At 69.4% G+C, this 24,657-nt stretch carries 25 protein-coding genes and 1 pseudogene; 16 read left to right on the top strand and 10 right to left on the bottom strand.

Annotated features, from left to right (window positions below):
• Positions 1 to 105 precede the first annotated feature (105 nt).
• Entirely contained in the window at positions 106 to 672 is a 567-nt protein-coding gene (gene tadA / locus HNQ70_RS02080; protein ID WP_183963782.1) for a tRNA adenosine(34) deaminase TadA, read from the bottom strand.
• 36 nt (positions 673 to 708) lie between these two features.
• The gene (locus HNQ70_RS02085) at positions 709 to 1,473 is read right to left on the bottom strand and encodes an enoyl-CoA hydratase-related protein (RefSeq protein ID WP_183963784.1); all 765 of its coding nucleotides are present in this window, start codon (positions 1,471 to 1,473) and stop codon (positions 709 to 711) included.
• A 210-nt stretch (positions 1,474 to 1,683) separates the two neighbouring features.
• On the opposite strand from HNQ70_RS02085, the gene HNQ70_RS02090 reads away from it, so the two are divergent.
• Complete coding sequence (locus HNQ70_RS02090; protein ID WP_183963786.1) at positions 1,684 to 3,360, top strand: NAD(P)/FAD-dependent oxidoreductase; 1,677 nt, start codon at positions 1,684 to 1,686, stop codon at positions 3,358 to 3,360.
• Between the two features lie 65 nt (positions 3,361 to 3,425).
• Here the strand turns inward: HNQ70_RS02090 and amrS are convergent, their stop codons facing one another.
• Positions 3,426 to 4,526, bottom strand: a complete 1,101-nt coding sequence (amrS, locus tag HNQ70_RS02095) for an AmmeMemoRadiSam system radical SAM enzyme (protein WP_183963788.1) — start codon at positions 4,524 to 4,526, stop codon at positions 3,426 to 3,428.
• Positions 4,523 to 6,079, bottom strand: a complete 1,557-nt coding sequence (amrB, locus tag HNQ70_RS02100) for an AmmeMemoRadiSam system protein B (RefSeq protein ID WP_183963790.1) — start codon at positions 6,077 to 6,079, stop codon at positions 4,523 to 4,525. The genes amrS and amrB overlap by 4 nt, the downstream gene beginning before the upstream one ends.
• A 180-nt stretch (positions 6,080 to 6,259) precedes the next feature.
• Here amrB and HNQ70_RS02105 point away from each other — a divergent pair, with 180 nt between their 5' ends.
• A complete protein-coding gene (locus HNQ70_RS02105) occupies positions 6,260 to 7,213 on the top strand; it encodes an IS481 family transposase (protein WP_183963791.1) in 954 nt (317 codons plus the stop codon).
• On the opposite strand, the gene HNQ70_RS02110 is transcribed toward HNQ70_RS02105, so the two are convergent.
• Positions 7,210 to 7,671 carry a cupin domain-containing protein gene (locus tag HNQ70_RS02110; RefSeq protein WP_183963792.1) on the bottom strand — a complete coding sequence of 154 codons (462 nt, stop codon included), beginning with the start codon at positions 7,669 to 7,671 and terminating at the stop codon, positions 7,210 to 7,212. The two genes, HNQ70_RS02105 and HNQ70_RS02110, sit on opposite strands and share 4 nt — an antisense overlap.
• 104 nt (positions 7,672 to 7,775) lie before the next feature.
• Here HNQ70_RS02110 and HNQ70_RS02115 point away from each other — a divergent pair, with 104 nt between their 5' ends.
• The 3 genes from HNQ70_RS02115 (at position 7,776) to HNQ70_RS02125 (ending at position 9,010) form a co-directional block, all read left to right on the top strand.
• Positions 7,776 to 8,105 carry a hypothetical protein gene (locus tag HNQ70_RS02115; RefSeq protein WP_183963793.1) on the top strand — a complete coding sequence of 110 codons (330 nt, stop codon included), beginning with the start codon at positions 7,776 to 7,778 and terminating at the stop codon, positions 8,103 to 8,105.
• 35 nt (positions 8,106 to 8,140) lie between these two features.
• Positions 8,141 to 8,530 (top strand): tautomerase family protein, encoded by a 390-nt coding sequence (locus tag HNQ70_RS02120; RefSeq protein ID WP_183963794.1) that lies wholly within the window; start codon positions 8,141 to 8,143, stop codon positions 8,528 to 8,530.
• A gap of 126 nt (positions 8,531 to 8,656) precedes the next feature.
• Positions 8,657 to 9,010, top strand: a complete 354-nt coding sequence (locus tag HNQ70_RS02125; RefSeq protein WP_183963795.1) for a heavy metal-binding domain-containing protein — start codon at positions 8,657 to 8,659, stop codon at positions 9,008 to 9,010.
• A gap of 110 nt (positions 9,011 to 9,120) precedes the next feature.
• Here the strand turns inward: HNQ70_RS02125 and HNQ70_RS20345 are convergent, their stop codons facing one another.
• On the bottom strand, positions 9,121 to 9,642 hold the full coding sequence (locus tag HNQ70_RS20345) for a UGSC family (seleno)protein (protein ID WP_273701376.1): 522 nt from the start codon (positions 9,640 to 9,642) through the stop codon (positions 9,121 to 9,123).
• Positions 9,639 to 11,090 (bottom strand): thioredoxin, encoded by a 1,452-nt coding sequence (locus tag HNQ70_RS02140; RefSeq protein WP_183963796.1) that lies wholly within the window; start codon positions 11,088 to 11,090, stop codon positions 9,639 to 9,641. Before HNQ70_RS02140 ends, HNQ70_RS20345 begins: the two co-directional genes overlap by 4 nt.
• A gap of 255 nt (positions 11,091 to 11,345) precedes the next feature.
• On the opposite strand from HNQ70_RS02140, the gene HNQ70_RS02145 reads away from it, so the two are divergent.
• Together HNQ70_RS02145 and yghU are read left to right on the top strand one after the other, a co-directional pair.
• A complete protein-coding gene (locus HNQ70_RS02145) occupies positions 11,346 to 12,296 on the top strand; it encodes an alpha/beta fold hydrolase (RefSeq protein WP_183963797.1) in 951 nt (316 codons plus the stop codon).
• Positions 12,297 to 12,332: 36 nt separating this feature from the next.
• The gene (gene yghU, locus HNQ70_RS02150) at positions 12,333 to 13,205 is read left to right on the top strand and encodes a glutathione-dependent disulfide-bond oxidoreductase (RefSeq protein WP_183963799.1); all 873 of its coding nucleotides are present in this window, start codon (positions 12,333 to 12,335) and stop codon (positions 13,203 to 13,205) included.
• Positions 13,206 to 13,226: 21 nt separating this feature from the next.
• Here yghU and HNQ70_RS02155 read toward each other — a convergent pair whose 3' ends face one another.
• Complete coding sequence (locus HNQ70_RS02155; protein WP_183963801.1) at positions 13,227 to 14,141, bottom strand: YihY/virulence factor BrkB family protein; 915 nt, start codon at positions 14,139 to 14,141, stop codon at positions 13,227 to 13,229.
• Positions 14,142 to 14,366: 225 nt separating this feature from the next.
• Between HNQ70_RS02155 and HNQ70_RS02160 the strand changes: the two genes are divergently transcribed.
• Together HNQ70_RS02160 and HNQ70_RS02165 are read left to right on the top strand one after the other, a co-directional pair.
• Positions 14,367 to 16,232, top strand: coding sequence for a flavin-containing monooxygenase (locus tag HNQ70_RS02160; RefSeq protein WP_183963803.1), 1,866 nt, complete (start codon positions 14,367 to 14,369; stop codon positions 16,230 to 16,232).
• A 105-nt stretch (positions 16,233 to 16,337) separates the two neighbouring features.
• Positions 16,338 to 17,393, top strand: a complete 1,056-nt coding sequence (locus tag HNQ70_RS02165; protein ID WP_183963805.1) for a Bug family tripartite tricarboxylate transporter substrate binding protein — start codon at positions 16,338 to 16,340, stop codon at positions 17,391 to 17,393.
• An 89-nt stretch (positions 17,394 to 17,482) separates the two neighbouring features.
• Here HNQ70_RS02165 and HNQ70_RS02170 read toward each other — a convergent pair whose 3' ends face one another.
• Entirely contained in the window at positions 17,483 to 19,081 is a 1,599-nt protein-coding gene (locus HNQ70_RS02170; RefSeq protein ID WP_183963807.1) for an FMN-binding glutamate synthase family protein, read from the bottom strand.
• A 109-nt stretch (positions 19,082 to 19,190) separates the two neighbouring features.
• Between HNQ70_RS02170 and HNQ70_RS02175 the strand changes: the two genes are divergently transcribed.
• The 7 genes and pseudogenes from HNQ70_RS02175 to HNQ70_RS20045 all read left to right on the top strand — a co-directional run bounded on the left by HNQ70_RS02175 (position 19,191) and on the right by HNQ70_RS20045 (position 23,477).
• Positions 19,191 to 19,961 carry an enoyl-CoA hydratase-related protein gene (locus HNQ70_RS02175; protein ID WP_183963809.1) on the top strand — a complete coding sequence of 257 codons (771 nt, stop codon included), beginning with the start codon at positions 19,191 to 19,193 and terminating at the stop codon, positions 19,959 to 19,961.
• Between the two features lie 50 nt (positions 19,962 to 20,011).
• Entirely contained in the window at positions 20,012 to 20,521 is a 510-nt protein-coding gene (locus HNQ70_RS02180) for a CVNH domain-containing protein (protein WP_183963811.1), read from the top strand.
• A gap of 192 nt (positions 20,522 to 20,713) precedes the next feature.
• Complete coding sequence (locus HNQ70_RS02185; protein WP_183963813.1) at positions 20,714 to 21,757, top strand: patatin-like phospholipase family protein; 1,044 nt, start codon at positions 20,714 to 20,716, stop codon at positions 21,755 to 21,757.
• 224 nt (positions 21,758 to 21,981) lie between these two features.
• Positions 21,982 to 22,287, top strand: a complete 306-nt coding sequence (locus HNQ70_RS02190; RefSeq protein ID WP_183963815.1) for a hypothetical protein — start codon at positions 21,982 to 21,984, stop codon at positions 22,285 to 22,287.
• Between the two features lie 113 nt (positions 22,288 to 22,400).
• Positions 22,401 to 22,595, top strand: coding sequence for a hypothetical protein (locus HNQ70_RS20575; RefSeq protein WP_425504324.1), 195 nt, complete (start codon positions 22,401 to 22,403; stop codon positions 22,593 to 22,595).
• A 65-nt stretch (positions 22,596 to 22,660) separates the two neighbouring features.
• Positions 22,661 to 23,267: pseudogene (locus HNQ70_RS02195) on the top strand (phospholipase D-like domain-containing protein); the annotation flags it as partial.
• A 24-nt stretch (positions 23,268 to 23,291) separates the two neighbouring features.
• Positions 23,292 to 23,477 (top strand): GlsB/YeaQ/YmgE family stress response membrane protein, encoded by a 186-nt coding sequence (locus HNQ70_RS20045; protein WP_343060617.1) that lies wholly within the window; start codon positions 23,292 to 23,294, stop codon positions 23,475 to 23,477.
• Positions 23,478 to 23,772: 295 nt separating this feature from the next.
• Here HNQ70_RS20045 and HNQ70_RS02200 read toward each other — a convergent pair whose 3' ends face one another.
• Entirely contained in the window at positions 23,773 to 24,618 is an 846-nt protein-coding gene (locus HNQ70_RS02200) for a Crp/Fnr family transcriptional regulator (protein WP_183963817.1), read from the bottom strand.
• Positions 24,619 to 24,657: the final 39 nt, after the last annotated feature.

Raw genomic sequence — 24,657 nt, forward strand, 5'->3', positions numbered from 1 at the left:
CTCGCACGGGCGGCTTCTGCCGCCCGTTTGCATTGGCGCGCCTGAAGCAGGACGCGCCCACTCGGCAGGCGGTTCCAGGCGGACGGCGAGCGCGGCCGCGGGCTCTCAGGCCTCGTCGTGGAAGCGCACCTCGATGCCGGGTGCCGGCGGGTGCGCGACGGGCTGAGTGGCGCGGGCCGCGCGCCGGCGCGCCGCGAAGAACTCGCTGAGCAGTGTGCCGCACTCGTCGCCCAGCACCCCGCTGGTGACCTGCGTGTGGTGGTTCAGGCGCTGCTCGGCCATCAGGTCCACCACCGAGCCACAGGCGCCGGTCTTGGGGTCGCGCGCGCCGAAGACCAGCCGGCGGATGCGCGCATGCATGATCGCGCCCGCGCACATCACGCAGGGCTCCAGCGTGACGTACAAGTCGCAGTCGACCAGCCGGTAGTTGCCGAGCAGTTCGGCCGCGGCGCGCATCGCGCGGATCTCGGCATGCGCGGTGGGATCGTGGCCGCCGATCGGCTGGTTGTAGCCGGTGGCCAGCACCCTGCCCTCGCGCACCAGCACCGCGCCCACCGGAACCTCCCCCACCGCCCAGGCATTGCGCGCCTGGTCGATCGCCAGCCGCATCCAGGCAAGGTCGAGCGCGTCGCCCGCAGGGGGCGGCGCGGCGGAGCCGGGATCGTCGATCATGGGTTCACTCCTGCTGCGGCGTCGGGGAGCGGGACTTTAGCGCATCCGCCGGCCCGTCTTGCCGCGTCCCTCGACGAAGCGGCGCATTGCCGCGCGCGGCCCCGGCATGGCGGAAAGCTGGTCGGCCAGCGACATCTCGTAGACGTAACCATCCAGGACGCCCATCTTCTCGACCCGGGCCAGGCTGCGCCGCGCGAGCAGGATCGCCTCGGGCTCCTTGGCGGCGATCTCCAGCGCGATCGAGCGCGCGAAGGGCATCAGCTCCTGCGCCGGCAGGCAGGCTTCGACCACGCCGCGCCGATGCAGCTCGGCGGCGTCGAGCTGGTGGCCGGTGAGCAGCATCCGGTTGACCGTGGAATGTCCCAGCAGGCGCAGCGCGTGCCGCGCGCCGCCCAGCATTCCCACATCGATCTCGGGCAGGCCGAAGCGCGCCTCCTGCGCCGCCACCAGAATGCAGCAGGACGCGGACATGCCCACGCCGGCGCCCAGTGCAGGCCCGTTGATCGCCGCCACCGTCGGCTTGCGCCCGTTGAGCAGCGCGTCGTACATCGCGGGGCCGAGCCTGGCCGGACCGGGCCGCCCTGCGTCGAGGGCGGCGAGCTGCTCCTTGAGGTCCAGCCCGGCGCTGAAGCAGCGCCCCGCCCCGGTGAGGATCACCGCGCGGACGTCGTCGCGCCGGTCCGCCTCGCGCAGCGCCTCGATCAGCCCGCGCATCATCGCGGCCGACAGCGCGTTGACCGGCGGACGGTCCAGCGTGATCGTCGCGACCGCTTCGGCGACCTCGAATCCGATTCCGTTCATTTCCCTGCCTCCCTGTGCCGTCTCCGATTCTCGCCGCCGCATGGCCCGGCAGATTGCACCTGACCCCGGCAGCGTTCCACCGTGCCGGCTTCAGGACGCCGCCAGTCTGTGGCCTAATCTCGCTTTTCCCGGAAACCGCTGGTCCGCAGCCAGGAGGGACGCTCACCTCCTTCGCGCTGCGGGCCGCCCCACCCTGCCGATCGCCCGCCCATGCTGAGGATCACAGAACTGCGCCTGCCGCTGGACCACCCGCAGGACGCGCTGCGCCCGGCGATCCTCGCGCGCCTGGGCATCGCCGATGCCGCGCTCCGCGGTTACACCGTGTTCCGGCGCAGCTACGACGCGCGCCGCAAGAGCGCGATCGTGCTGATCTATACGATCGATTGCGAAATGGCCGAGGAGGCCGAGGAGGCCGAACTGCTGGCCCGCTTCGCCGACGACCGCCATGTGCGGCCGGCGCCCGACACCCGCTATCGGCCGGTCGCGCAGGCGCCCGCCGATTTCGCCGCATCCGGCCGGCCTCGTCCGGTGGTGATCGGCTTCGGCCCCTGCGGCATCTTCGCCGCGCTCGTGCTCGCGCAGATGGGCCTGCGGCCGATCGTGCTGGAGCGCGGCAAGGCGGTGCGCGAGCGCACGAAGGACACCTGGGTGCTGTGGCGCCGCGGCGTGCTCGAGCCCGAGTCCAACGTCCAGTTCGGCGAGGGCGGCGCGGGAACCTTCTCGGACGGCAAGCTGTGGAGCCAGATCAGCGACCCGCGGCACCTCACCCGCAAGGTGCTCGACGAGTTCGTGAAGGCCGGCGCGCCCGAGGAGATCCTCTACGTCGCCAAGCCGCACATCGGCACCTTCAGGCTGGTGACGATGGTCGAGAAGATGCGTGCCGACATCGTGGCGCTGGGCGGCGAGGTCCGTTTCGGACAGCGGGTCGCCGACCTCCGGATCGAGGACGGCCAGGTGCGCGGGCTGACCCTGGCCGATGGCGAGCAGCTTCGCACCGAGCACGTGGTGCTCGCCGTTGGCCACAGCGCGCGCGACACCTTCGCCATGCTGCACGAGCGCGGCGTGCGGATGGACGCCAAGCCCTTCTCGGTGGGCTTCCGGATCGAGCATCCGCAGAGCCTGATCGACCGGGCCCGCTTCGGCCCGAACGCCGGCAATCCGATCCTCGGCGCGGCCGACTACAAGCTGGTTCATCACGCCGGCAACGGCCGCTCCGTCTACAGCTTCTGCATGTGCCCAGGCGGCACCGTGGTGGCGGCCACCTCCGAGCCAGGCCGCGTGGTCACCAACGGCATGAGCCAGTATTCGCGCAACGAGCGCAACGCCAATGCGGGCATCGTGGTGGGCATCTCGCCGGAGGACTACCGGCAGGACCGTAGCGGCGGCGGCCCGGTGTCGCCGCTCGACGGCATCGCTTTCCAGCGCGTCTGGGAATCGCGCGCCTACGAGCTGGGCGGCGGCGGCTACCTCGCGCCCGGCCAGCTGGTGGGCGACTTCGTCGCCGGCCGGCATGGCGACGCGCTGGCGCGCGACTTCGGCAGCGTGCTGCCTTCGTACAAGCCCGGCGTCACGCTGACCGACCTGGCCGAGCCGGGCAACGGCAGCCTGCCGGACTACGCACTAGCGGCCATCCGCGAGGCGCTGCCCGCCTTCGAGCGGCAAATCAAGGGCTTTTCGATGGCCGACGCGGTGCTCACCGGCGTGGAGACCCGCACCTCTTCGCCGCTGCGCATCCCGCGCGGCCGCGACTTCCAGAGCCTGAACGTCGCCGGCCTGTACCCGGCAGGCGAAGGCGCCGGATACGCGGGTGGAATCATGTCGGCCGGCGTCGATGGCATCGAGGTTGCCGAGGCAGTGGGGCTGAGCCTCCTGAAGCCGGGCGGCTGAGCCCGCTGGGCGCATCCCCGCCGAGGCGCCCGCGGCGTCGTGCCCTTACGTGCGCAGGTCCTCGCTCAGGCGCCGCGCGCCGCGATGCGCACCGGCATGCGCCGAGGCCCGAACCCGCCCGCCCCTGTGCCGAAACGACCGGCGAGCGCCGTGCCGCAGTGCACGCAGGCGCCCTGCTCGTCCAGGTCGTAGCGCAGTACCTTGTGCCAATCGCGCTCGATCAGCGCCGCGTGGCAAGCGGCGCAGAAGGTGGTGCCTCCTTCGCGGTCATGCACGTTTCCGGTGTAGACGTGCAGCAGCCCGTTCTCCTGCGCGATGCGGCGCGCCCGTGTCAGCGTCGTCGACGGCGTGGGCGGCACTCCGGTCATCTTGTAGTCCGGATGGAAGGCGGTGAAATGCAGCGGCACGTCGGTGCCGAGGTGGTCGGCGATCCAGCGCGTCATTGCGTCCAGTTCCGCGCTGTCGTCGTTCTGTCCGGGAATCAGCAGCGTCGTGAGCTCCAGCCAGCAGGTGGTCTCGTGCTTCACATGCTGCAGGGTGTCGAGCACCGGCGCGAGGTGCGCGCCGGTCTGCCGGAAATAGAAGTCCTCGGTGAACGCCTTCAGGTCGATGTTGGCGGCGTCCATCTTCGCGAAGAACGCGCGGCGCGGCTCGGCATGAATGTAGCCGGCCGTCACCGCCACCGTCATCACCCCGGCCTCGCGGCAGGCATCGGCGGTGTCCATCGCGTACTCGGCGAAGATCACCGGGTCGTTGTAGGTGAAGGCCACGCTGCGGCTGCCGGTCTCGCGCGCCGCCTCGGCGATGCGCGCCGGGCTCGCCCGGTCCATCAGCCGGTCCATCTCGCGGCTCTTGGAGATGTCCCAGTTCTGGCAGAACTTGCAGGCCAGGTTGCAGCCGGCGGTGCCGAAGGACAGCACCGCCGAGCCCGGGTGGAAGTGGTTCAGCGGCTTCTTCTCGATCGGATCGACGCAGAAGCCGGAGCTGCGGCCGTAGGTGGTCAGCACAATTGCGTCGCCCTGCCTGGCGCGCACGAAGCACAGTCCGCGCTGACCGTCGTGCAGCCGGCAGTCGCGCGGGCAGAGGTCGCACTGCAGGCGCCCGTCCTCCAGCGCGTGCCACCACTGCGCGGGGTGCGTGTCGAAGGCTTCGTCGCGCGCAGTCATGCCGGCACCTCCGGCGCAGCGAACTTGCGCACCTCGTAGCGCTGGATCCTCACCTCTTCGTGCCAGAAGTCGCCGGGCACGCCTGCCTTGCGCCTGAGCGCGGCCAGGAACTCGCCCGGGTCCGGCAGCTGCTCCCACACCTGGGGCAGGAAGGTGGACCGGTGTCCCCGCCATTCGAAAATCACGCCGTCCCGGCACCGACGCAGCATCCGCATGGCCTCGGGTTCCGAACTCGCCCGCAGAGGCTCGAGCGGCCCGAGCAGCGAGACCTCGACCTCGATCTCCGGCCACTCGTGTACTTGCAGCGGCGGGAAGCGCGGGTCCTCGAAGGCCGCCCGGTGCGCGTTGCGGCGCACGTCCTGGTCCAGCGTATGGCCGGCGGCCTCCAGGCGCCCGATGCAGCCCCGCAGCTCGCCTCTGCGCAGCAGCGTGACGAAGGTGGCGCCCGGGCGCGCGAGCGCGGGGTGCGCTGGCTCGTCGATCGCGGGCATGCCGAGCAGTGACGCGATCGAATTGCGGGCGCGCGACAGCAGCGCCGCACCGAGCCGGTCATCGGCCGTCTCTCCCGGGATCTGGAACGAGCGCTGCGCGCCCACTGCGAGATCCGCCCTGGCGTCCTTCCGGACGTCCTCCCGTGCGTGCACGACCGTGACTTCGTCCGTCTCGCGGGTCGAGGCTGCGGACGAATTCGGCGCGGCATCGAACGCGATCGCGCAGTAGCCGACGACCCGGGAACGGTCGCCCGCCGTGTCGCCCGAGTTGCGCAGGTCGAGCAGCCGCGGCTGCAGCCCGTGCGCCTTCGCGACCCGCAGCGCGCCGTTCAGCGGCGTGGCGCCGCAGGCACCGTCGTGATCGATCGTCCGGTCGAAGGCCAGGATCCTTGCAACGGTGGCGGAATCCTGCGCGCGCGCATCGGCATAAGGCAGGTAGTGCGACAGGTCGGTGCTGATGATCACCAGGGTCTCGTCGCCACCCCAGAGGCGCTCGAGCACCTCGGCGACCTCGGCGGGCGAGGCCTGCCCAACCGCCAGCGGAACGAGCGCGAAGCGCCCCAGCACCGCCTGCAGGAAGGGCAGCTGCACCTCCAGCGAATGCTCCTGCGCGTGCGCGAGGTCGTTCGCGCGCACCTGCGGCAGGTCCGCGAGCGAATCGATGGCAGCGCGGTCCAGGGGAACAGCGCCCAGCGGTGTGTCGAAGGCTGCGACGGTGGGCGCCGCCAGCCCCCGCACCGCCACCCGATGGGTCGGGCCCAGCAGCACGACCCGCTCGATCCGCCCGCGCAGGGCGCCGAGCAGCGCGTAGCCGCGTGCGGCCACCGGCCCCGAGTACATGTAGCCGGCATGCGGCACCACCAGCATCTTCGGACGAGCCTCGCCTGCGCCTGCGCCTGCGCCTGCGCCTGCGCCTGCGTGCGCCGCCGACGCGCCTGCGCTCGCGGCCTTGGCGCGTGCGCCTGCGGCCGACAGATAGCCCTCGAGCTCGCAGCGCAAGGCCTCCGGGTCGCCCGGGTAGAACATGCCCGCCACTGCGGCGGGGCGGTGATTCGATGGCATGCGGCGCCCTCCCTGTAACTGATATGGGGGAGTTGGCGGAGGAAGCAAGCCTGGCAAAGGGCGGTCGGCTAGCTGTGAAGCTTCAATAGGTTGTTTCGGCAGTGAGGGTGGTCCATTCGGACCGGACTTGAGAAACTGGAAATCGCCAAACCCCCAGTTGCCTCAAGGAGCCCCAGCCGAATGAACCACCACAAGAATGCCCGACTGACCTTTGTTCGTCGATTGGAGATGGTGCGCAACATGACCGAGAACGGGCTCGCGCCAGTCGATGCGGCCGCATCGGCTGGCGTGAGCGCGCCGACTGCACGCAAGTGGCTGGGACGCTACCTGGCTGGCGGGGAAGCTGCGCTGGCCGATGCCAGCTCGCGCCCCGCGTGCAGCCCAAGACGCATCAGCGAATCGAAGGCGCTGGCCATTGTCGAGCTGCGCCGTCGCCGCCTAACCCAGGCGCGCATCGCCGCCAGCCTGGGCGTGTCCGAGGCCACGGTCAGCCGCGTGCTGCGCCGCGCAGGCCTGTCCCAACTGTCGCAGCTGCAACCGGCCGAGCCCGTGCAGCGCTACGAGCACGCCGCACCCGGGGATCTGCTGCACATCGACACCAAGAAGCTCGGACGCATCGAGCGCATGAGCCATCGCATCACGGGCAACCGTCGAGACTCCGTGGACGGCGCCGGCTGGGAATTCCTGTTCGTGGCCATCGACGACCACGCGCGCATCGGCTTCACTCAGATGCGGCCCGACGAGCGCCAAGGCAACGCCGTGGCCTTCCTGCGCGATGCGGTGGCCTACTACGCCAGCTTGGGCGTGGCCATCAAGCGCCTGCTGACCGACAACGGTAGCGCTTTCCGCTCCAAGGCGTTCCGCCGGGCCTGTGTCGAGTTGGGCATCGGGCACCGCTTCACCCGCGCCTATCGGCCCCAGACCAACGGCAAGGCCGAGCGCTTCATCCAGAGCGCGTTGCGCGAGTGGGCCTACGGCATCGCCTACAACCACTCCAATGAGCGAATCGCCATGCTGGCCAAGTGGCAGCACCACTACAACTGGCACCGCCCCCATGCCGGCATCGGCGGTAGACCACCCATGTCCAGACTCAACTCCGCGTCAGGAAAGAACGTCTTGACGCTTCACAGCTAGCCCAGCTGCGCGGGCTTCTCGCAGGGCACGGTGCCCATCTCGCCGGGCAGCGTCACCTCGAGCAGCTCGAACTCCTCCGAGGTTGCGATCTCGTTGTGCTTCATTCCGCCCGGGATCAGCAGCGACTCCCCTGCCTGCAGCCGGACCCTGCGGCCGTCCTCGAACTCCAGGTCGACCCAGCCCTTCAGTCCGTAGACGAACTGCGCTTCGCAGACGTGGTAGTGCCAGCCGGTGGGCTGCGACATGCCGCGGCTGGCCGACATCACCTGCGCGCGCAGCCGCCCGCCGGTGGCCTGGGCGACCAGCAGGTCGCGATACCGGAAGAACTCGCGCCGGCCCGCAACCTCCGGCGCCGTCTGCGGGGTGGCGTGGGCCAGGACGCAGTCGGCGCCTGCCGGTCTGGAGGAATCCGTCGTGCGGGGTGAGTCCCCCCTGCTGCGGGTTTCGTTGCTGTCCATGGGAAACCTCCTGCCGGATCGAGTCTCGCGGATGGTGCGCTCCACTCTACTCCCGCTCGCCGGGGCTTGTCCGGCGGCTGCGCCCGGCGGTACCCTGCTCCGACATGATCAAGTTCAAATGCCTCGTCAACGGGACAATCGCCGCGTCGATGCGCGAGCAGGTGGCCCTCGGCCTCGCCCGAATCTGCCGCGAGCGTTTCGGGCTGGCGCCCGGCGACCTGCAGGTGGAGTTCACCGAGGTTGAGGCGGGCATGTGGTTCACGGCCGGCAAGCCTTCGGACGCCTCGATGGTGCTGGGCAGCGTGCCCGCGGGAACGCCGCAGCCCGTGCGCGTCGCGTTCATGGACGCGGTGGCCCGGATGTTCAGCGAAGTCACCGGCGCACGCTACGAGCACGTGATGGTGGTTGCCGCCGACGCCCGCCCGTCCGCCTGAAGCGTCGGGTTCCACCGTCTTCCAGGAGAATCGCGATGCCGCTCTATCGCTGCACCTACCCCGAGGGCGCGCTGGACCCGTCACAGCGTGCGGCACTGGCGGTGGCCTTCACCGACATACACTGCGAGCTGACCGGCGCACCGCGCACCTTCGTCCACGTCCAGTTCCATCCGCGGCCGGTGCCCGCGGACGGCCCGCCCTACCAGCTGCACGCCGGGATCCGGGCCGGGCGCGACCGGACGCTGGCCGACGAACTGGTCTCGCGCTGCATCGCTGCGGTGTCCGCCACCACCGGCGCAGCCCCGTCCGCGGTCACGATGCGCACCTCCAGCACGCCCGCCTCGTGGATCCTCGAAGGCGGGCGCGTGCTCCCCGAACCCGGCGAAGAGGACGACTGGGTGGCCGGAGCAGGTGACCCGACCTGAGCCTTGAGCCTTGGGCCTTGGGCCGTCAGCCCTGGCGCCTCGGCCCTGAGTCGTCGGCCCTGGGCCGCGGCTCGCAGAATGACCAGCCGCAGGCGAGCCTTCCTGCGGCGCAACCGGAGAGCACGAATGGGCTGGTTTTCCAGATCGGGCGACGACTTCTTCCTTGCGACGATCGTGCCGGCCGGCGAAGGCGCGCGCGTCGAGCGCTACCTGGGCCTCGTCAACGGCGAGGCGATCATCGGCGCGAACATCTTCCGCGACATGTTCTCCTCGATCCGCGACGTGGTCGGCGGTCGGGCCGGCGGCTACGAGCGCGCGCTGTCCGGCGCGCGGGACGCCGCGATCGACGACATGAAGGTGGCCGCGAAGGCGCTGGGCGCCGATGGCATCGTCGGCATCGATTTCGACTACGAGGTGCTCGGCGAGAACAACGGGATGATGATGGTCACGGTGAGCGGGACGGCAGTGAAGATGGCCTGATCCGCGTTCGGGCCCGGTTCAGTCAGACCGGAGCTGCGCCTGGAGGAGGCCGAAAGAAGGCCGATCTCCCCGGATGGTTCCGGGGAGATCGGCCCGTGCAGCATGGGTCTTCAGGCCTTCTTCACCAGGAGCGCGAGGATCGCCTCCAGGTGGTCGTCGGCCATTTTCCTCATCTCGTCGTCGGTGCGGTCCTGCACCGGATGCGGTACGAAGACGTAGGCCGGGTCGGTGCCGAGCGCCTTCGACTGCACGGCGGCAGCGTCGACGAACTCTGTGGTGGCGACGCCCACCGAAGGAATGCCATTCGACTCGAGATCCGCGAGGTCATGCGTACAGCACGACGTGCAGGAACCTCAGTCCGCCAGCCCTTCGATGACCACGTCGACTTCGCCCACGATCTGCTGCCGCAGGGGCAGCGGCGCGGGTTTGGCGACGGTCGGCTTCATGTAGCGCTTCACCACGATTCCGCGGTCGCTCAGCAGCGATTCCAGGCGGTCGAGGAATACGTCCCCGCGGGGCTTGGAGATGTCCAGCAGCCCCACGGTGAGCCCCTCGAGCCGGTCCGGCCGCGCCAATCGCTCGCGCGATGCCGCGCTGCTCTCGGCGGTTGGATCCATTACGACGGTGGTCACGATTTCACCTCCTTGGTGACGGGAATGGAGCCGGCGAAGCCGCCGCCGGTCCACCCGCCGATGATGCCGGAGAACATCCCGGCGCCGCCGCCCGCGCGGACGATGAGCAGTCCGCCCGGACGGAACTTGTTGCGTGTCTTGCCGAGCACCGATTCGGGCAGGCCCTCGTCGATGCCCTTCGCGCCCCTGACCAGGTCCTCGCCAGGCACTTCGCACAGCCGGTGCAGCTCCTCGAGCAGGCGCGCCTTGCTCCAGCCCGCCTCGCGGAAGGTGCGCTCATGCTCGGGGCAGACCACCAGCATCGCATCGCAGGCCGGCGCCAGCTTGACGCTGTGCAGGGCCTTCAGCGATTCGGCGAAGTTGCGCGCCAGGCTCTCGGGCGTGCGCGACTTCTGGTCGACGACGCCCTGCAGCCCGTAGCCGGCGAACACGGTGACCGCCGAGACGCCGCGCGACACGCCGAAGTCGGTGGACAGCGGCTCCCAGGACGAGCCCTCCTCGTCCTCCGCGAAGCAGTAGGTGTACTTGCCTGGATTGCCGAGCGTCGCGCGATCCACTTCCTGCGGACGGCCGCCGCCGACGTTGCGCACGATCAGCTGCAGCGCGCGGCCGATGGTGGCATTGGCCCGATTGCCCTGGCCGAGCGCGTTGCCGCGCGAATTCATCGAGAGCTGCCGGCGGATCGGGCCATTGACCACCAGCACCGGCCCGACGAACATCGTGGTGGCGAGCACGCCGTGCAGCGAGAAGGCGGGGTCGAGCGCCGCCTCGACGGCCGCCAGCACCACGGGCAGGTACTCGGGCTTGCAGCCGGCCATCACCGCATTGATGGCGACCTTCTCGACGGTGAGCTCGACGAGGTTGGGCGGGCACAGGCCCAGCACCTCCGCCGGATCCCGGCTGGTGCCCGACAGCATGCGCATCACGCGCCTCTCGGTGGGAATGACCACCGGCAGTCCATCGGTCCAGCCGCGCTCGTAGATCGCCTCGATTTCGTCCTCGTCGTCGCCGAAGGCGATCCGGCGCGCATTGAGCCCGGTCTCGCCGAAGCGGATCCGCAGGTCCTCGAGCGTGCCCGGCTCCAGGTTCAGCGCGCCGCAGCCGGGCCGCATCGCCGGCAGATCCGCGCCGATGCCGGTCACGCCGCTGACCCGCTCCCACTCGGCCCGGTCCCAGCCGTAGGTGCGCTCCACCTCCTCCCCGCCGGCGCGGCGGATCAGGGTGGGCACGATCTCGATGCCGAGACGGTGCGAGACGCTCAGGGCGGTGTCGTCGATGCGCATCCGGACCGCCTCGGGAAACGCAGGGTCGTCCTGAGTGTAGACCGTGAGGCCGCCGCGCGCCTCGAGCGCGGCCAGCGCCGGCGCGGCCAGCACGCAGGTGGGGCAGTCGCGCTTGACCACCGCGATCAGGCCGTCGGCCGGCAAGCTCACTTCTGGTGCGGACATCTGGTCTCCCCTTGGATGCTTCAGTGCGGTCGCGGCCCGCCGGTGGGCCGCAGCGTTCGAGGCAGTCTACGTGGGCGCGCTGGCCAGGTCCATGCAAGGAAGTCACGAGTCGGAACACCGCAGGGCCGGCGGGCGCCGCGGCGCTTCCACTTCCTGTTCTGGCGCTTCGAGCCGGAATTGCAGCTGGCTTAGACTCATGCTGGTCCGCGCCCGCCGTACCGGCGCGGACGCCTCCCAAACCTTAGGGCAGATCCCATGAGCGCTGGCACCCGCCTTCCCGGCACCCCGACTCCGATGCACAGCTGGCCCGGCGCCGGCGGAGTCCGCATCGCAGGCGATTCCTGGGGAGATCCCGGCGGCCCGCTCGTGCTGCTGCAGCATGGCGGTGGCCAGACCCGCCACGCCTGGAAAGGGGCCGGCGAGGCGCTGGGCGCCGTCGGCTATCACGCGGTGGCCTTCGATGCCCGTGGCCATGGCGATTCCGACTGGGCGCCGGACGGCCGCTACGGCCAGGACGTGATGGTGGAGGACCTGGAGTGCGTGGTGGCGGCGCTGGGCGGGCGCCGCCCGGTGCTGGTCGGCGCCTCGATGGGCGGCGGCACCAGCCTGGTGGCCGTCGGCGAGGAGCGCGTCGATGCCGCTGCGCTCGTGCTGGTCGACATCGGCCCGCACATCGAGACCGAAGGCGTCGAGAAGATCCACGCGTTCATGGACCGCAATCCGGACGGCTTTGCCTCGCTCGACGAAGTGGCCGACGCGATCGCCAGCTACCAGCCGCACCGCAAGCGTCCCAGTTCGCTCGACGGGCTGGGCAAGAACGTCCGCATGGGCCCGGACGGCCGCTACCGCTGGCACTGGGATCCGCGCTTTCGCGCGGGCAGCCAGGTGCTGGAGCAGCGCCAGGAGCGGCTGGTTGCCTGCTCGCGCAGGCTGCGTCTGCCCACCCTGCTGGTGCGCGGCGGCCTGTCCGACCTGCTCAGCGAGGAAGGTGCGCGCGCCTTCCTGGAACTCTGCCCGCACAGCGAGTACGTCAACGTGACCGGGGCCGGCCACATGGTCGCCGGCGACCGCAACGACGTCTTCGCAGGCGCGGTGATCGATTTCCTGCAGCGCACGGTGCCGGTCGGCGGCGCGCCGGTGTACCCGTCCCCTCCGCTGCACCCCCACCACGAAGGCCCTCCGGGCGACGTCACTGACGTGCCCTGAGCGCCCTCCCCTGCACCGCTTTCCGGAGCATCCGAGATGACTGAAGACACCGGCTACACGCCTCCCAAGATCTGGACCTGGAACAAGGCGAGCGGCGGCCGCTTCGCCAACATCAACCGCCCGATCGCCGGGCCCACGCACGACAAGGAACTGCCGGTCGGCAAGCATCCGTTCCAGCTCTATTCGCTGGGCACGCCCAACGGCGTGAAGGTGACGGTGCTGTTCGAGGAGCTGCTCGCGGCCGGCCACGCCGGCGCCGAGTACGACGCCTGGCTGATCCGGATCGGCGAGGGAGACCAGTTCGGCAGCGGTTTCGTGGCGATCAATCCCAACTCGAAGATCCCCGCGCTGCTGGACCGCAGCGGCCCCACCCCGATCCGCGTGTTCGAGTCCGGCGCCATCCTGCTGCACCTCGCCGAGAAGTTCGGCGCCTTCCTGCCCACTGAGCCTGCGGCCCGCGCTGCATGTCTGTCCTGGCTCTTCTGGCAGATGGGCAGCGCGCCCTACCTGGGCGGCGGTTTCGGGCACTTCTACGCCTACGCTCCGGTGAAGATCGAATACGCGATCGACCGCTTCGCGATGGAGACCAAGCGGCAGCTCGACGTGCTCGACCGTCACCTGGCGGACAACGAGTACATGGCCGGCGGCGAGTACACGATCGCCGACATGGCGATCTGGCCCTGGTACGGCGCGCTGGCCAAGGGCCTGATCTACGAGGCCGGCGAGTTCCTGCAGGTGCAGGAGTACCGCAACGTGCAGCGCTGGACCGACCAGGTCGCCGCGCGCCCGGCGGTGAAGCGGGGGCGGATGGTCAACCGCGTGATGGGCGACCCCGCCAGCCAGCTGCACGAGCGGCACGATGCGAGCGACTTCGAGACGCGCACGCAGGACAAGCTGTCGGCCGGCTGAGGCTGAGGCTGATTCCGCAGCTCAAGTGGTCTCCCCCGTCATCAGCTCGCGGCGCACCAGCACCGCCGAGTTGCGGGGGACCACGGGCCGGCCGCGCGAAAGCAGGTGCACCTTCGTGAACGCTGCGCCGAACAGCAGGATCAGCGACGAGTAATAGACCCACAGCAGGATCAGCACCACCGATCCGGCGGCGCCGTAGGCGGAGGCGGTCGCGGTGTAGGCGAGGTAGGCGGCGATCGCGTAGCGCCCCACCGAGAACATCAGCGCTGTCACTGCCGCGCCCACGGCCACGTCGCGCCACTTGAGCACCACGTCCGGCAGCATCTTGAAGATCGCGCCGAACAGCAGCGCGGCCGCCACCGCGGAGGCGACGAACTCGGTGCCGGTGAGCAGCGCCTCAACGGCTGGGACGAAACGGTGCGCGAAGTGCAGCGCCGCGCGCAGCGTCACTCCCAGCAGAAGCGAGACCAGCAGCACGAAGCCGATCGACAGCACCACTGCGAGCGACAACAGCCTGCTCTTGAGGAACTGGAAGATGCTGCTGCTGTCCGGGCGGGCGGCAACGCCCCAGATGGAGTTGAGCGAGTACTGCATCTGGCCGAAGACCGTGGTGGCGCCGACGAGCAGCGCGAACAGGCCCAGCACCGTCGGCAGCAGCCCCGATTCCTCGATGCGCGAGCTCGCCACCGTCTGCTCCACCGCCAGCGCCGCGTCGCGGCCCATGACGTCCTGCAGTTGGGCGACGATCTGCCCCTGGGCCGCCTCCTCGCCGAGCACAAGCCCGATCACCGAGACCGCAATGATCACCACCGGCGCCAGCGAGAACAGCGTGTAGAACGCGAGCGACCCCGCGTAGCTGAACGCGTTGCAGTCGAGCCAGAGCCTGACCGCATCGCGGGTGATTCCCCACCAGCGCAGCACGGCTTGTTTCAGCATCCCTTGAGCCCTCCCCTCGGCGGTCCGGCCGCGGCGCCCGGAGCGGCGCGATCGACCTTGCGTTTCCTAGGATAGCCGGGTCTGGCCGGCCGGTTCGCCCGCGAGTGGAACGCAGCCGCCGCCTGGAGGATCGCCCCGAGGCCCTCGCCGTCCTAGACTGGCACGAGCGCCCGGCGCCCTCGCAGCGCCCCGCAACTGCAAATGCACCCAGGGAGACCGCACCCGATGAAGACCGCGATCCGCATCGACGAGACCACCGGCCTGAAGGCCTTCGACACCCGTGCCGCAAAGGCGAGCGAGCGCATCGCCGGCAAGGGCTACTCGGCCGTCGCGGACGCGGCGCTGAAGGTGCTGCCGCCCCCGCCGCCGGGCGCGGTCTTCGATGCCGAGGAGCAGGCGAAGTACCGCGCCTACAAGGAGGCGCGCCGCGGCGCGGCCGACTACATGGCGATGGAGGGCGAGTTCGCGCGCTACCTCGAGGACGTGTATTCCGCGCCGCCGGTGCCGCGCGAGCCGCTCACCGACGAATGCGAAGTGCTGGTGGTGGGTGCGGGCTTCGGCGGCCTGCTGCTGTGGCACAAGCTGAAGAAGGCCGGCTTTCGCGACGTGCGTTTCTGCGAGAAGGGCGGCGACGTCGGCGGCACCTGGTACTGGAACCGCTATCCCGGCATCGCCTGCGACGTGGAGGCTTACAGCTACCTGCCGCTGCTCGAGGAGATGGGCCACGTCCCGACGATGAAGTTCGCCTCGGGCTTCGAGATCCTCGAGTACTGCCAGCTGATCGCGCAGCGCACCGGCTTCTACGACCGCTGCCTGTTCCATACCACCGTTGACCGCACCACCTGGGACGAGGCCGACGCCCGCTGGACGGTGCGCACCGACCGCGGCGACCGGATGCGCGCGCGCTTCGTGGTGCTGGCCAACGGCATCCTCACCACGCCCAGGCTGGCCCGCATCGACGGCATGGAGACCTTCCAGGGCGAGACCTTCCACACCTCGCGCTGGAACTACCACGTCGACCTTGCCGGCAAGCGGGTCGGCATCATCGGCACCGGCGCCACTGCGGTGCAGGTCATCCCCGAGCTGGCCAAGGTGGTCGGCCACCTCTACGTGTTCCAGCGCACGCCCTCCACCATCGACGTGCGCGACCAGCGCGCCACCACGCCCGAGGAGATCGAGGCCTGGAGCAAGGAGCCCGGCTGGGCGCTGGCGCGTCGCGAGCGCCTGGCGCGCATCTCGTCGGGGCGCACCGCGCTGCAGGGCAACGACGACTACCTGTCGGGCAAGGTCTCGGACTTCAAGGAACGCAAGCAGCACGAGCGGCCGCTCGCGCCGCAGGAGATGATCGCCAAGCAGCTGGACACCAACTTCCGGATCATGGAACAGATCCGCGCGCGGGTGGACGCGATCGTGAAGGACCCGAAGACCGCGGCGGCGCTCAAGCCCTGGTATCCCTACGGCTGCAAGCGCCCCACCTTCCACGACGAGTACCTGCCCGCCTTCAACCTGCCGCAGGTGACGCTGGTGGACACCGCGCCGCGGGGCGTGCAGCGGATCAACGAGCGCGGCGTGGTGCACGACGGCGTCGAGTACCCGCTGGACGTGCTGATCTACGCAACCGGTTTCCAGTGGATGGGCACCGCCAGCTTCAATCTCATCACCGGGCGCGACGGACGCACGCTGCGCGACAAGTGGCGTGACGAAGGGGTGCGCACCTTCCTCGGCATCCACAGCCACGGCTTCCCCAACCTGTTCATCATGTCCGGGCCCCAGGGCGGCGGCGGCCAGTTCAACTTCATCATGGGGCTGGAGTCGCACACCGACTACGTGGCCTGGATGCTCGAGACGATGCGCGCGCGCGGCGCCACGGTGGTCGACGTCAAAGAGGCGCCCGAGCAGGAGTACGCCGCCCACTGCCGCGCAGCCGACCTGCTCAGCGCGCCGCTGCGCGACTGCCTGTCCTACTACAACGGCGAGGGCGGAGCCGAGCCGGGCAGCCTCGCGTACTACGGCGGGCCGGAGGAATGGCATGGGCGGCGCCGCGCGGCGCAGGAGGATCTCGAGCCTTACGTGTTCGAGAGCCGCGACTGATCAGGCATTTCCCCGAGAGTCAGGGGCTTCGGTTTGTGGCACCCTTGCGGCGCCGTTCCGCGCGCGCCGCGCGCCGGGAGCGGCGACAAGAGGAGAAGCCCCTACATGAAAATGAATCCCCCCTCCACGAAAACCGCCGAAGCCGACGCCCAGGGTGTACGCATCAGTGAAGGCGGCCGCGTGCGCCGCCGCCTGATCGGCGCGACCGCCGCCGCCGGCGCAGTCTCCGCGCTGCCGCGCTTCGCCATCGGCCAGGGCGCCTGGCCCAGCAAGCCCATCCGCATCGTCGTGAACTTCCCGCCCGGCGGGCTCACCGACAACATCGGCCGCCAGTACGGCGAGTTCATCGGCAGCAAGCTCGGCGCCACCGTGGTGGTCGAGAACCGCCCGGGCGCCGGCGGACTGATCGGCGCCGACGTCGTGGCCAAGGCGCCCGCCGACGGTCACACCCTGCTGATGAGCATCAGCACCTCGCTCTGGCATGGCCGCGTCCTCTACTCGCGGATGCCCTACCAGCCCGACAAGGACTTCGCGCCGATCACGCTGTTCCCCAGCGGCGCGCTGCTGATGGGCGTGAACGCGAAGCTGCCGATCAGGAATGCCAAGGAGATGCTCGCCTACGCGCAGAAGAACCCCACCAACATGGGGACCTACTCGCCGGCGTCCTGGCCGCATCTGATCGCGGACACCTGGAACGGTTCCGAAGGCACGAAGTTCACGCCGATCCACTACAAGGGCGAGTCCCCGATGTGGCCGGACGTGGCCAGCGGCATCGTCCACACTGCGGTGGGCAGCCACCAGGCGATGAACGTCCACATCCAGCGCGGCACCATCCGGCCGATCGCCGCGGTCGGCCAGCTGCGCTCGCCGCGCGTGCCGGACCTGCCCACCTTCGCCGAGCAGGGCTTCAAGCATCCGGTGTTCACGCTGGACGGCTGGCTGCCTTTCTGCGCGCCGGCAGGCACGCCCGAGGAGATCCTCGTCAAGATCAACGATGCGATCCTCGAGGGCTACCGGACCAGCCCGAAGGTCAAGGCGATGCACGAGAGCTTCGGCATCCCGACCGGCCCCACCGGGCTCGCCGAGACGCGCGAGCGCTGGGCGAAGGAGTCGCCGATCTGGATCGCGATGGCGCACAGGCTCGGCATCAAGCTGGACTGAGCCAGGGGTTGCGGCCGGGCACTCCGGCCGACCCCGGGATTCGTTCCGCGCGGGCGGGTGCGCTCAAGGCGTCCCCGCCCGCGTCGCATTCAGGCGAGCGAGAAACTGTCGGCGCGCGCCCTCGACCACCACGCCTGGAACACGGCAGGCGCTGCCTCGCCGTCGAGCAGGTCGCCCGGCTGCAGGAACTCGTGGAGATCGGAGAGGCGCTTGACCTCGTTAGGCGAGACGCGCCGGACGATGTGATGCGGGCGCAGCTGCGCCGGATGATCCAGCCCGGCCGCCGCCACAAGCTCGGCCACTGCGGCCAGCGTGTTGCGGTGGAAGTTGAACACGCGCTCCGCCTTGTCAGGCACCACCAGCGCGCGCTGGCGCATCGGGTCCTGCGTCGCGACGCCGGTCGGGCAGCGGCCCGTGTTGCAGGTCTGCGACTGGATGCAGCCCAGCGCGAACATGAAGCCGCGCGCGCTGTTGCACCAGTCGGCGCCCAGCGCCATGGTGCGCGCCACGTCGAAGCCGCTGACGATCTTGCCGGCGGCGCCGATCCGGATCCTGTCGCGCAGCTTGAGCCCCACCAGGGTGTTGTGCACCAGCAGCAGCCCCTCCTGCATCGGCGTGCCGAGATGGTCCAGGAACTCCGGCGGCGCAGCGCCGGTGCCGCCCTCCTTGCCGTCGACCACGATGAAGTCCGGCGTGATGCCGGTCTGGTCCATGGCCTTGGCGATCGCGAACCACTCCCAGGGGTGGCCGATGGCCAGCTTGAAGCCGACCGGCTTGCCGCCGGAGAGGCGGCGCAGCCGGTCGATGAACTGCAGCAGGCCGATCGGCGTGGAGAACGCTGAGTGCGCCGCCGGCGACACGCATTCGGTCCAGGCCGGGACGCCGCGCGCCTGCGCGATCTCTGGAGTCACCTTGGCCCCGGGCAGCACCCCGCCGTGGCCGGGCTTGGCGCCCTGCGACAGCTTGAGCTCGATCATCTTCACTTGCGGCAGGAGCGCGTTCTCGGCGAAGCGCTCGTCGCTGAAGCTGCCGTCCGCGTTGCGGCAGCCGAAGTAGCCGCTGCCGATCTCCCAGATCAGGTCGCCGCCGGCCGCGCGGTGATGGACCGAGATCGAGCCCTCGCCGGTATCGTGCGCGAAGCCGCCGCGGCGGGCGCCTTCGTTCAGCGCGCGGATGGCGTTGGCCGACAGCGAGCCGAAGCTCATCGCCGAGATGTTGAACACGGAGGCATCGTAGGGCTGCGTGCAGGCCGGGCCGCCGATCCGCACGCGCGGGTCGTGGGAGCCCATGGGCTTCGGTGCGAGCGAATGGGTGATCCACTCGTAGCCGTTGGCGTACACGTCGAGCTGGGTGCCGAAGGGACGATTTCCGAGCTGATGCTTGGCGCGCTGGTAGACCATCGCGCGCTGCTGGCGCGAGAACGGAACGGCTTCGGTGTCGGACTCGAACAGGTACTGGCGAAGCTCGGGCCGGATCGACTCGATCAGGAAGCGCAGGTGGCCGGCGATCGGGTAGTTGCGCAGCAGCGCGCGCTTCGTCTGGCGCAGGTCGTGGATGCCCAGCGCCACCAGCAGCGCCGCCCCCAGCGGCCACCAGCCGCTCGCCTCGCCGTCCAGCCAGTCGCCTGCGAACACGAGGGTTGCGAACACCGCCAGCGCAAGCGGGATGAATCCGGCGAAGCGCCTCATCGGAGGGCCTTGCGGGTGGCAAGCTGCGTTGTCGATGTCATCATGCGTCGAAGGTGCCGAAGGCTGAGAGCGCACGTTTTATCATCAAACCGACAAGGGAGAGGCTCCGATGGCAGGCGTGAGACGTGAACGGCATGGCGCGGTGGGCATCCTGACGCTGGACGATCCGGCCACGCTCAATGCGATGACCCCGGCGCTGCTGGGCGAGCTGGCGGCCGCAATCGCGGCAGAAACCGCGGACCGCGGCGTTCGCTGTCTCGTGCTGACGGGTGCGGGCCGCGGCTTCTGCTCTGGCCAGAACCTGAAGGGCGACCTCTTTCCCGAGGGCGTGCTCGAGGGCGTGATGACCCACTACTGGCCAGCCTTCCGGGCGATCCGGGAGTGCGCGGTTCCCGTCGTGGTGGCGGTCAACGGCGTCGCCGCCGGCGGCGGCTGTAGCCTGGCGCTGGCCGGTGACATGATCGTTGCGGCGCGTTCGGCGAGCTTCCTGCAGGTGTTCAGCCGCATCGCCCTCGTTCCGGACCTGGGCTCCACCTGGCTGCTGCCGCGCCTGGTCGGCCGGCAGCGGGCGCTTGAGATGATGATGCTCAACGAGCCGCTGTCGGCCGAGCGCGCGCAGCAATGGGGCATCGTGCGCGAAGTGTTCGACGACGACGGGCTGCGCGCGGGCGCACTGGCGCTCGCGTCGCGGCTGGCCGAGGGACCCACCCGCGCGCTGGTCGCCACCCGGCGGCTGGTGGACGACGGCGAGCACGAAACCTACGAAGCGCAGTTCCGGCGCGAGCTCGAGGTGCAGACCGGGGTACGCGACAGCGCCGATGCGCTCGAGGGACGGGCGGCGTTCAGGCAGCGGCGAAAGGCGCGCTTCACCGGCGCCTGAGGACGCCAAAGCTTGGCTTCGTTTCCACACCACATTGTCCGAGGTGCAGAATGATTCCCTCCGATGTCAAACGCCGGCTCACCCAGGCTTCGCTGTTCGGCGCGATGCTTCTGCTGACGGCCTGCGGCCACCAGTCCAGTCTCCCAGGCACCGGCGCCGACGCCGTGAGATGGCAGGGGTCGTTCCAGACCTCCTGCCGCGAGGCCGAGGTCGACAGCGCCGGCAACCTGCGGGCGACCTGCATCAGCGACCAGGGGCGCTGGGAGCGCTCGTTCCTCTCGGACGGAACCTGCCGCTCGCACCGGGCCGGCAACAGGGGTGGACGCCTCGTCTGCGAGGCCAACGTGGTTGGCGACAGCGGCGACGGCAGCGTCAGCCAGGTCACCTGGAGCGGGTCCTTCAGGGGCTCGTGCCGCGACATCGAGGTCGCCGCCAACGGCGATCTGCGTGCGACTTGCCGGAATTCCCAGGGCCGCTGGGAGTCCACGTTCATGTCGGAGGGCATCTGCGGGTCGCATCGGGCCGGGAATCGCGACGGCCGGCTCGTCTGCGAGCCGTGATGCAGCGCGGCGCGCGGAGTATGCCGTAGGGGAAAACCCTGTATTGTCTGCCCATAGCAGGGCATCCGGCCCGTTGCATTGGAGTTCGATTGAACGACAGCACGGCCTCCGCCAAGCGCGAACGCCTGATCCCGACAGCGCCCCGCATTCCGGGATCCCCTCGACTGGCATGGCTGCAGGCGCGCCTGCGCGATGAACGCCATTGTGCTGGAACTCAACCCCTTCGACCTGAACCCCTTGCGCGTCCTGCTCGAGCGTCAGGTCGACTTCCAGGCTTTGCGGGCTGCCAGCCCATTCAAGCTGTTTGTCGGCGCGACGCAGGCCAGCACCGGGAAGCTGCGGGTCTTCCGCGAGCATGAGCTCACCATCGAAGTGCTGCTCGCCTCTGCCTGCCTGCCGAAGATCCACCATGCAGTGAAGATCGACGGCGAAGCCTACTGGGATGGCGGGTACTCGGCCAACCCCGCGGTGTTCCCCCTGTTCTACGACTGTGATGCGCGCGACGTGCTGCTGGTCCTGCTGGGTCCGCTGAAGCGGGAGGACACGCCTCGCACGGTGGGCGACATCGACGCTCGCATCGCCGAGCTCGCCTTCGGCGCCAATCTGATGCGGGAGATGCACACGTTCGCCCAGGCCAGTGCGTTCGCGCGCTCGGGACTCCTGTCGAGCCTGTCCTCGGGCCGCCTGGACAGAAGGCTCAGGCAGATGCGCTTTCACATGATCGACGCCAGCGACCTGAGCAGCCTGGAGCGTACCGAGACCAAGGCGCTTGCTTATGGCCCCTTCCTCGATCGGCTCCGTGCGCAGGGGCGCGAACGCGGATCCGACTGGCTCTCCAGCCACGCCCAGAGCGTCGGCCGGTGTTCCAGCATCGACGTGAACGAGCGCTTCGGCCAGGGCCGTCTGCGTATCCGCGAGGATTTCCCGGGATTCGGTCAACGCGATCTCGGTCTGTGCAAGATCGTCGATCCCCTGCGCCAGGGTTTCGGTCAGTTCATGGAGGTCGTCGGCGCATTCCTGCACCTTGTCTTCCACGGCCGTGCCGTCCAGCAGGGCCTGGTGCGCCGACAGCAAGGTCGTGCCGCCTGCGATCTTTTCCTTCACCACTTCGTTGGCGCTGGCCAGGTCGTCCGCGCAGGTCTCAACCTTTGCCTACACCTCGTGGCTCTTCTCCAGGGCCAGATCCAATGCATCGGGAGAATCGGCCGGGCCGGTCTTTCCAACTCGATCCGATGACATGTCGTTCCTTCGCTGAACCTGGGGCGGCCGGTATGGGGGAAATTCAGAAAGCGGTGCGGATGGTACGGCCAAAGGAACTTCTTCGCTGAGGCGGCGGAAAGGTCTCTGGTGCGGCAGCGTACAGACCGCCTGTGCCTGCCTGGCTAGCATCCAACTTACAGCACAAGGCACGAGCGGCCGAATCTTCCGCCTCTCGATTGAACGCGACCCGAGGAGTCTCCATGACCGCCACCGAGGCCGTTACCCGCGACAAGGCCAAGCCCGCACCCAAGGACGCCATCGCCCTGCTCAAGGCCGACCACAAAGCCGTGAGCGAGATGTTTGCCGAGTACGAGAAGACCCGACTGGGCGCAAACGTCGCTGCCGCCGGAGAGACGCTGCATGCGAAGACCGCGCAGTTGCGCGAGACACGGGACGAATGGGTCGAGGGCGCGCAAAGCATCGTCCGCAAGAACCCACTGGCCTGCGCCGCTGCCGCGTTCGGGCGGGACGTCCTGATCGTCCGCATGTCCCGCAGCTACCGCTGACGATCCCGGACCCGCGCCTGGTTCGGCACGGCCCGAGCCGAAGGCCAATCGCAGGCGCAAGCGCTGACTCGCTGCCAGACTGAACCAGGTCGATGCGTCACAGGGCTCGTTGGATGCTGGTTGCACTTGGCGTCGCCACCCTCTGCCTGCTTGCCGGGCTGCTGATCTCGAACTTCGTCGGCGCAGAAGCGAGGATCGAGCGCAGCATCGAACGTCTGTACCCGCTCGACGACCCCCGTTTCATGCACGAGCTCGGCGTGCCGCTGGGACCCCTTTCCTGCCGGGAACCAATGTTCGGGCGCTGCTGAACGGGGACGAGATCTTTCCGCCGGTGCTGGCGGCAATCCGCGGCGCCAAGGTGTCGATCACCATCGAAACCTACATCTACTGGTCGGGGGACATCGGCCGCGCATTCGCCGACGCCCTGGCCGAGCGTGCGCGCCAGGGAGTGATGGTCCGTGTGCTGCTCGACTGGGTGGGCAGCGCGAAGATGGACGCGAGCCTCGTTGAGGTGATGGCGCAAGCCGGCGTCCACGTCAGGCGCTTTCATCCACCGCACTGGTCGCACCTGGGGCGCATGAACAACCGCACCCACCGCAAGCTGCTGGTCGTCGGCGGCGCAGATGTTCAGCAGTTCGCCCAGCGGTGGCAGCGAGAGCATGCAGCTGATGCATCTGCTTGCGGTGACGGCGGCATCGCGTTCGATCGAACTGTCGGCTTCCTACTTCGTGCCGGACGCCCTGACGCTGCAGGCGCTCGTCGAGGCGATGAAGCGGGGCGTCAGGCTGCGTATCGTCGTGCCGGGCAAGCACATCGACAGCGAGACCGTGCGCAAGGCATCGCGCGCCACCTGGGGGCCGCTGCTCGCGGCCGGCGCGGTCATCGCGGAATACGGACCCACCATGTACCACTGCAAGGTGATGATCGTCGATGGCATGCTGGTCTCGGTGGGTTCGACGAATTTCGACAATCGCTCGTTCATGAAGACCAACGGCCAGCAAGGCATGGTCCTCAACGTTGTGGTGGGCCTCGTCGGCGCTCTGCTGGCGGGATTGCTGATCTCGCCGATGGTAGGCGTCGGCACGATCAACCAGAGCAACTTCAGCCTGCCGGCCCTGATCGTCTCGTTCGTCGGCGCCGTCGTGCTGCTGGCCATCGTGAACATCTTCAGGCGTGGCTCCGCGCGCTGAAGTCCGGCGTGGATCTGATCACATACCCCACGGTGCGCGATCCTCGCGGGGGCGCGCACCGTCCTGCATGATCGACATTTCTTCGCGCAGGATCGCCTAGGCGGTGCTGTCCTTCGGCGGCCTGGTCGACACCGACTTGTGTGCGACCCCCGGCCTGGACGCAAAGCTGCGCGCGCGCATGGTGCCCGGCCCCGGCGGCAAGCCGCCGCCGGAGGACGCTTGATCGCGTCCTCCGGCGCAGCGCGCTTTCAGCGCGGTGATCTCGGTGGCGCCGTGACGTCCTGGTTCAACGAGATCATCGCGCATCGGAGCTTGTTGGCATTGCAGCGCCCGGCGAAATCATGCGGCGACTCCGAGGGCCTTCGCTCGACGCCAACCGCTCCGGCACGCCAACGGGTCGTGGCCATGCAGCAGAACGACTGCGCAGCTGCGCGTAGGCACGTTCGACGACGCCGTAGCATTCGCAGCAGTGCATCTCCAGTCCGTGCCTGTCCAGCACGCGGACGTGACCGCGACGGTAGTTGATCAGGCCGTCGCGCTGCAACTGAAGCGCGGCTCCGGTCACACCCTCGCGACGCACGCCCAGCAGGCATGCGATCCGTTCGTGCGTGATCCGCATTTCATCGCCCGACTGCCGGTCCAGGTGCTCGAGCAGCCATCGACACAGTTGCGGCGCCAGGGCGTGGTGCCGGTGACAGGCGGAAGTCTGTGCCATGTGCGTGAACAGCGCCTGCGTGTAGCGCAGCAACTGCTGCATCACCGGCTCGACGTCACGGGCCAGGTCGGCGATGTCACGTGCACTCATGCGCCAGGCCAGGCCTGGGCTCTGCACCACGGCGCTGCTGAGCGCCTCGCCCCCGCCCATGAAGGCGCACACGCCTGCAACGCCCTCCCGGCCGACCACCGCCACCTCCGAGGACGCCCCGTCCTGCAGCGGTGAAACCAGCGAAACGACAGCCGTGACCGGAAAGTACACATGGCTCAGGACGGTGCCCGCTTCGTAGAGAATCGCACCTGCTGCCAGATCCACGGACTCGATCCGGGACTGCAGGACATCGGCGACTTCTGGAGGCAGCGACGCCAGCAGCTGGTTGTCGGGTGGAGATTCGCAGTAGGCACTCACGACGGCATGGTGCAGCATGTTTGTCTCTCCTGGAGGGGGCCTGCGGGCCCCGTGGCT

The sequence above is a fragment of the Quisquiliibacterium transsilvanicum genome (assembly GCF_014202215.1).
GTDB classification, from domain to species: Bacteria; Pseudomonadota; Gammaproteobacteria; order Burkholderiales; family Burkholderiaceae_E; genus Quisquiliibacterium; species Quisquiliibacterium transsilvanicum.